At 44.6% G+C, this 6,693-nt stretch carries 6 protein-coding genes and 2 pseudogenes; 2 read left to right on the forward strand and 6 right to left on the reverse strand.

Features of this window, described 5'->3' with window-relative positions:
• Positions 1-512 (forward strand): annotated as a pseudogene (locus tag PREMU_RS12020) (IS1595 family transposase); the annotation flags it as partial.
• Between the two features lie 250 nt (positions 513-762).
• Here PREMU_RS12020 and PREMU_RS12025 read toward each other — a convergent pair.
• The 6 genes and pseudogenes from PREMU_RS12025 to PREMU_RS15775 all read right to left on the reverse strand — a co-directional run.
• Positions 763-1,482 (reverse strand): DUF6371 domain-containing protein, encoded by a 720-nt coding sequence (locus PREMU_RS12025; protein WP_040558408.1) that lies wholly within the window; start codon positions 1,480-1,482, stop codon positions 763-765.
• 27 nt (positions 1,483-1,509) lie between these two features.
• Positions 1,510-2,484 (reverse strand): AAA family ATPase, encoded by a 975-nt coding sequence (locus PREMU_RS12030; protein WP_007575680.1) that lies wholly within the window; start codon positions 2,482-2,484, stop codon positions 1,510-1,512.
• 9 nt (positions 2,485-2,493) lie between these two features.
• On the reverse strand, positions 2,494-2,790 hold the full coding sequence (locus tag PREMU_RS12035) for a helix-turn-helix transcriptional regulator (RefSeq protein ID WP_007575682.1): 297 nt from the start codon (positions 2,788-2,790) through the stop codon (positions 2,494-2,496).
• 193 nt (positions 2,791-2,983) lie between these two features.
• Positions 2,984-3,808, reverse strand: a complete 825-nt coding sequence (locus tag PREMU_RS12040; protein ID WP_007575684.1) for a DUF6043 family protein — start codon at positions 3,806-3,808, stop codon at positions 2,984-2,986.
• A gap of 3 nt (positions 3,809-3,811) precedes the next feature.
• The gene (locus tag PREMU_RS12045; protein WP_007575686.1) at positions 3,812-5,065 is read right to left on the reverse strand and encodes an ATP-binding protein; all 1,254 of its coding nucleotides are present in this window, start codon (positions 5,063-5,065) and stop codon (positions 3,812-3,814) included.
• Positions 5,066-5,189: 124 nt separating this feature from the next.
• Positions 5,190-5,402 (reverse strand): annotated as a pseudogene (locus tag PREMU_RS15775) (recombinase); the annotation flags it as partial.
• A 178-nt stretch (positions 5,403-5,580) separates the two neighbouring features.
• On the opposite strand from PREMU_RS15775, the gene PREMU_RS12055 reads away from it, so the two are divergent.
• Positions 5,581-6,540: an IS1595-like element ISPrmu1 family transposase gene (locus PREMU_RS12055; protein WP_007575688.1), complete on the forward strand. Its 960-nt coding sequence runs from the start codon at positions 5,581-5,583 to the stop codon at positions 6,538-6,540.
• The last annotated feature ends 153 nt before the right edge of the window (positions 6,541-6,693 follow it).

The following is a 6,693-nucleotide window of genomic DNA, read 5'->3' on the forward strand; positions in this document are numbered from 1 at the left end:
TCTCAAGCGTGGACATGGAAGCCAGAGGAAGACGGCCGTGCTTGTCATGGCGGAGAGCTCTGTTCCCACTGATACACCGACAAGGAAGTACAGTACTGGGAAACGGGTCGGTCATATCAAGATGGAAGTCATACCGGACTTGAAGGCGGCTACGGAGGAAGACAAAATAAAGAATTCTATAGATGCCGGGGCTAATGCTACCACAGATGCCACGAAGTCTTACGCGGCACTTACAGCGAACAAAATTGTCGCTAAGCATAAAGCATATAAGATGAGGGACAAGGCGATGGTCGGCAAGGTGCTTCCATGGGTACACATATCCATAAGCAATGCAAAGAGGAGTATTCTTGACACGTACCACGTACCATGACATCAAGGGGGACTTTCTGCAGCTCTACCTCAACGAATTCTGCTATAAGTTCAACCGAAGATATTTCGGATTTCATCTGTTCGACAGGCTTGAGCTTTGCGCATGCACTTATAGGACGAGTTTCAAGCATCGGATTTACTGATTTGGATGATTGCGGATATTCATTTTTTCTTTTCATAAGGTTCTTAGGGAGGCTCCCTAAGCGGAGAGTCCAGAGAGAGGGTCACGCTCTGGTCAGGGGTCTTGGGGGCAGATGCCACCGAGTGGAGGGTGCAGGGGGAGAGTCATCCCCGCCGGTTCTCCAAGGCTGACCTTGGGCCCACAACTACGAAAGCGCAGCGGGTAGTTATAGTGGGCTATAACAAGGGCAGAGCCCTGTTCCCCCCCCGAGTTCAAGGACTGCCACGACCTCTGATTCTGTCAATCAGGTATCGGTTAATGTCCCGATGGACAAAGCCACGGTCCACCTTGAACCTTGCCCCGAACTGCTCTTCCCAATAATCACAGCTTATATCATCAGGGAAAAGGACCACTCGCCTGCCAGCCAGTTTACTCATCATGCCATTGGTGAGATTGCAGCCCTCACCAACCGCCAGCCAGTCAACGGCCAGTTCCGCCAGCGTACCCAGCAAGGCCGTCTTTTCTTCTGTAACAATGGCGACAGGCTTGTTTGAAAGCAGATGCTCGCCAAAGAATACCTCATCGTCTGTGTAATAGTCAAAGCAGTACCAACTATAAAGATGCTCCACTAAGGGCTCTCTTTGTAGAACCGCTCCACTGTCCGTATCAAAGTACAGCACACTTCCTCCTACAACCTTGTTATTCCGGTTAATCCGAGGCAGCACTGTGCCATAGTGTCCGTTCACAAGTTTGGTGACGGCACCCATATGAAATCCCAACACCAAGCGATCAATGGCCGACAACAGCTTGGAATCATAACCAGCTACCTTATCCAGATAATCCGTAAGGGAAGAATAATGACATCCTATATCCTGTTTGGGTATCTCTATCAACAAACGATCATTGGTCGCAGCCTTAGTCGCCGACATTCTCTTCAAGTCCTGATTTTCCATGTTTGCTATGTGTTTTATGCAGTTTATGCACTTATGCATATTGCATAAACTGCATAAAGTGAATAATCAGCCGTTCAGAAGCCTTGACACCTTGCTCTGGGTGATACCGCATTCTTTGGCTATGTCCTGCTGCTTCATGCCCTGCGAGGACAATTCCCTGACCTTCGCCTTCAGCTCCTCCCGTCCGCTGGTAGATGTCGTTTCCAGATGGGCGGTCTCCGTGTCATTGCCACGAAAGGTAAAGCAAAGATTGCCTTCTCCGTTCTTGGCCCGCTCATACAGAGCCACATTGTCGGCATCGAGCATCAGCTCTCCATTGCGCCACTTGCACTGCTTCACATAGACCAGCGACTTGTCACGGCTTGACTGTCCCAGTCCCACGGCATCGTCTATCAACTGGTTGAGTTTGGCGGAGCCTTGTATAGCCGACAGGGAAAGAGGAACTGAACCGGAGAACATCTTGGGAACATGGTTGAGGACGACCAGCGTCCAGTTATACTTCCGTTTCAAGGTGTTCAGCGAAGCCATGAGCGAGCCCGCGTCAGAGCTTTTGTCGAGCGACTGGCTGAGGGCGGTGATGTTGTCGATGAACACCACCTCCGCAAGATTCGCCACGGCTGCTTTTTCTATTCCCTTCAATACATCATCAATGAGATTGTTCCTGTCCATCTCCGCACGGAAGAAAGTAGGAGGGAAGTCCGGAACCTCGTACCGCAGGGCCAGCTGACGCAGCGTCATCTCAAAGTCGGCGTAGAGTACACGCTTCCCCTGTGCGGCAATATCCCTTGCCACCTGCATGGCAAAAATAGTCTTGCCGATACCTGACTGTCCGAAGATGATGCAGAGATCACCTTCGAGGACAATGTTGGGATAGAGCACTACGAGGGGAGGAAGCGACTGCCCTTTTATCAGGCAGTCGTTCATGGATGCCACATGGAAGCCACCAGCATCAACGGCCTGTTGCTCCTGCAATTCATGAAAGGAGGACAAGATATAATCCATTTCAGGAGGTTTGGGAATCGTCTTGATCAGTTCATCCATAGCATGGCCCTATTGATTATTTGTATTGGCAGAAAGCCCGTTGGAAATCAGTGCGTCCACTTCCTGCTTGGAATACAGGTCGCGCCTTCCTATCTTGTGCGCCTGGATGTCGCCACGCTTCTCCATGCGCCACAATGTTGTATAGGTGATGTGCAGGTGTGCGCACAGTTCGTCACGGGTGTAATACTCGGTGGATGCTGTCGGAGTTGTCTCTTTCAGCAGATTCTTGCCCACCATTGTCTCCAATACTTCTGCAATGGCCTCCTTGAGGTCTTCCTTTTGCAGCATGATGAAATTTCCTTGCATGTCTCTTGGTTTTAAAAGTTTGCTGCAAAAGTATCATGGAATTACATGGCATTATGCCCATATAGGTACCACATGGTAACTATATATGGGTATGGACGCACATCCTCCTATGGAACGGAATGCTTGTATAGTAAGAGAAATAGATGAAAAAGCCCATGCAAGGCTGACTTACATGGGCTAAGGATTTCTTCTTTTAGCGGAATATAGATTCCACGATTTCATGGTCTGTGGGCAGCTTGCCCGTCTTGTTGGTATAGGTGTTCTTGTAATTGGCCAGTCCAGAAACACCAAACAAGGTTTCAAAGGGTTTCCAAAATGTTTTCTTCTTTCCGTCCTGTTCTGCTTTTGACAGTTTCAAATGCTCACAGGCACAATCAGAGAAATAGGCCAGCAGGGAATTGGTCTTTTGCCAGTGATATTCATTGTCGCACAAGCCTAACGAAATAGCCTTGTCAAGAATCAGTCGGGCTTCTTCCGTCTGGAGTTCGGTTGGGATGGGGGCAGGCTTGTTCTCAATTTTACATTCATCATCGGGTGCCATCTCCAAGCCAAAGAATCGATTCCAATCATCCTGAGTCTTGATGCCATTTCGCATACTGGTCTCAACTAATTGCTGCTGTAAATCGGAATAGGCGTTCTTCTCTAATCGTTCAGGGGCTTCATCAGTTTTGACGATGATTTTTGAGACAAGCGTTTCGTACAGGTTGCCACCGACAAGCCAGTATTTTAATGTATTCTTTATCCTGTTTGGACAAAGAAAATTCATGTTCCCCTCACTGAGCAGAAATACTATCGCTGCCACCAAGGTATCACCAACTCTCGTATAATTGTTGGAAAACAGAATGGGGAAGTCCTTCTGGCTCACAATATGCTCCAATTTCAATGATTTGGCAGTATAGGCATAGAAGTGCATCACCGCCTCAAACGACTGCTTCTTCAGGTCATTGATAATGCGGTCTGCCGTTATCTTGTTGGCTTGATACCATGTTAGAAAAACCACTTTGCGTTCTGGTTCCATAAGTTACAATTTTAAGCTATCCTTATTCAACAGAAAATCGAGCAAGCCTATGGTTACGATCCCTTGCTCGTCCCGTTTAGGCTTAATATCATCTTTCACGACGACAATTTTCTTGAAAGAGTCATTGATAAATGAAAAAGAAGTCTTTTCCTGACGCTCCTTCTCAATGTTGGGCATGGCAAAAGCTGACTGGATATAGTATCTGTCACTTCCCTCATTCACCACGAAATCAACTTCATATTGCTGGCGGATGCTTTTCCCGTCAATTTTTCTCTTAACATCTACCATGCCGACATCTACATTATAACCTCTCATTCGCAACTCATTATAGAGAACGTTCTCCATAATATGATTTTCTTCTTGTTGACGGAAATTCAAGATAGAATTCCTTACTCCCAAATCACAAAAATAGTATTTGGACAAGGATCCAATGTATTTACGCCCCTTGATGTCATAACGTTCTGCTTCTTCTATCAGAAAGGAGTCTTTTAGATAGGAAATGTACTTTACTACTGTGGGATAGGACAAATCAACATTCTCTTTACTTTTAAAGGTGTTGGTCAATTTGTTCGGATTGCAAGATGAACCTATAAAAGAAGACAGCATCTTTGCCAATTCCTGAAACTCATGTTCCTTAATTTCATGCCGTTCTTTTATATCCGTCAAGTATGTCTTGCGATAAACATTATATAGGTAGTCGCTTTTCTTCTTATCACCGACTAAAGTCAATACGTGAGGTAACCCGCCGTATGTATAATAGTCTTTCCATGCCCCTTGCTTATCTCCGCCTACGGCTGCATAATACTCAGAGAACGAGAATGGATACATGTGTATTTCATCGCTCCTGTCCCGAAACTCTGTAACTATGTCATTAGAGAGGAAATGAGAATTACTGCCTGTTACATAGACATCCACATTCTCAATATGCAACAAGCTGTTTAGAACATCCATAAACTCATCTACCATCTGTATTTCATCCATAAGTATAAAATACAACTGGTTATCCTTGACTTGCTGGCGAATATATGCCAACAAAACGTCAGGATTTCTTAGCTTCTGATTGATGCGGTCATCCAAAGCAATAGAGATGATGTGGTCAGCAGGTATGTTCTGTTTCATCAAATAATCACGAAAAAGAACTTGTAAAAGTGTGGACTTGCCACATCTTCGCATGCCTGTGATTATTTTGATAAAACCATTTTCTCGTCCGTCAATCAGCTGCTTCAAATAGACATCTCTGGGAATTGTTATTCTCATATTTTAAGTTTTTGTCCCAAGGGGCACTTTTTTCAATGGCAAAGATACATTATTTATTTTAAAACAAGACATTCGATTTGAAAAAAGTGCCACCTGTGGCATATTTTTCAAATCAACTCGTTCGTTACAAAGATGCGAGCAATTCTTTTCTATCCTTTTCGCTCATATTTTTTAATAGTTCCAAGACCATTTGCTTATCAGTAGCTTTGTTTTGTCTTTCTTCGTTCAAAAGGTACCAATTATATTCCAACATCTTATCCAAAGGATAGGCACCAATATAGTTGGATGTTATATCTCCATTGCCCCTGTGTCCCATACTATCACTAATATATTTGTAATTAGAGTGTCAAGTTTGTGTATAACTTTGTAGCCACTTTAAGGGTCTAATTTACAGCTCTTTATGCATTATAATAATGAATATCCGCAATCATCCAAATTAGCAAAGTTTATACGGCCTGGACAATCCTTGGTATAAAAATTGCGGGCTTATGTTTGACTATTGGAAAGGAATGATTATGAATTTGACTGATTTCTATGAAGTTTATCCTAACGAGGAAGCTTGCGAGCATGCTCTTAAGGAATTTCGTGAATGCCATACTCTTTATTGTCCGGTATGTGGCGGTTTGCACCTCAGTTGGAATCCAAGCCATAAGTCTTGGACATGTATGGATTGCGGTCATGAGGTTACCCTCCGTTCCGGCACAGTGATGCAAGGAAGTAATCTGCCGATTTTCGATTGGTTCGTGGCAATGTTTCTGATAGTAAGTACGAAGCGGGCCATATCCGCCTTGGAGGTACAGCGCCAGCTTGGAAGGAAACGCTACCAACCCGTCTGGGAAATGATGCATAAGCTGCGTGATGTGATGGGTAAGCGTGACAGTCTCTACAGGCTGTTTGACCAAGTGGAACTTGATGAAGGATTCTTCTCCACGGAGACGCCTGACAGTGAAAAATGGCATTCTCTCAAGCGTGGACATGGAAGCCAACGGAAGACGGCCGTGCTTGTCATGGCGGAAAGTTCTGTTCCTACAAACACACCAATGAAAAAGTACAGCACTGGGAAACGGGTCGGTCATATCAAGATGGAGGTTATACCGGACTTGAAGGCGGCTACGGAGGAAGACAAAATAAAGAATTCCATAGATGCCGGGGCTAATGCTACCACAGATGCCACGAAGTCTTACGCGGCACTTACAGCGAACAAAATTGTCGCTAAGCATAAAGCATTTAAGATGAGGGACAAGATGATGATCGGCAAGGTGCTTCCATGGGTACACATATCCATAGGCAATGCAAAGAGGAGTATTCTTGACACGTACCATGACATCAAGGGGGACTTTCTGCAGCTCTACCTCAATGAGTTCTGCTATAAGTTCAACCGAAGATATTTCGGATTTCATCTGTTCGACAGGCTTGAGCTTTGCGCATGCACTTATAGGACGAGTTTCAAGCTAGAGTGTCAAGTTTGTGTATAACTTTGTAGCCACTTTAAGGGTCTAATTTACAGCTCTTTATGCATTATAATATATTACCAATAAGTAAATATATATTAACTTTATATTCTCGCTTATTTCATTGGGAATCAGTACCTTTACAGTGTAAATAAGATATACAACTGTAAAGATATG

Origin of the sequence: Hallella multisaccharivorax DSM 17128 (genome assembly GCF_000218235.1) — a bacterium.
In the GTDB taxonomy this organism is placed as follows: domain Bacteria; phylum Bacteroidota; class Bacteroidia; order Bacteroidales; family Bacteroidaceae; genus Prevotella; species Prevotella multisaccharivorax.

Coding starts and splice junctions, on each gene's coding strand:
- PREMU_RS12040 (WP_007575684.1), bottom strand. CDS start 3,808: ATGGAACCAGAACGCAAAGTGGTTTTTCTAACATGGTATCAAGCCAAC.
- PREMU_RS12055 (WP_007575688.1), top strand. CDS start 5,581: ATGAATTTGACTGATTTCTATGAAGTTTATCCTAACGAGGAAGCTTGC.
- PREMU_RS12045 (WP_007575686.1), bottom strand. CDS start 5,065: ATGAGAATAACAATTCCCAGAGATGTCTATTTGAAGCAGCTGATTGAC.
- PREMU_RS12030 (WP_007575680.1), bottom strand. CDS start 2,484: ATGGATGAACTGATCAAGACGATTCCCAAACCTCCTGAAATGGATTAT.
- PREMU_RS12035 (WP_007575682.1), bottom strand. CDS start 2,790: ATGCAAGGAAATTTCATCATGCTGCAAAAGGAAGACCTCAAGGAGGCC.
- PREMU_RS12025 (WP_040558408.1), bottom strand. CDS start 1,482: ATGCATAAGTGCATAAACTGCATAAAACACATAGCAAACATGGAAAAT.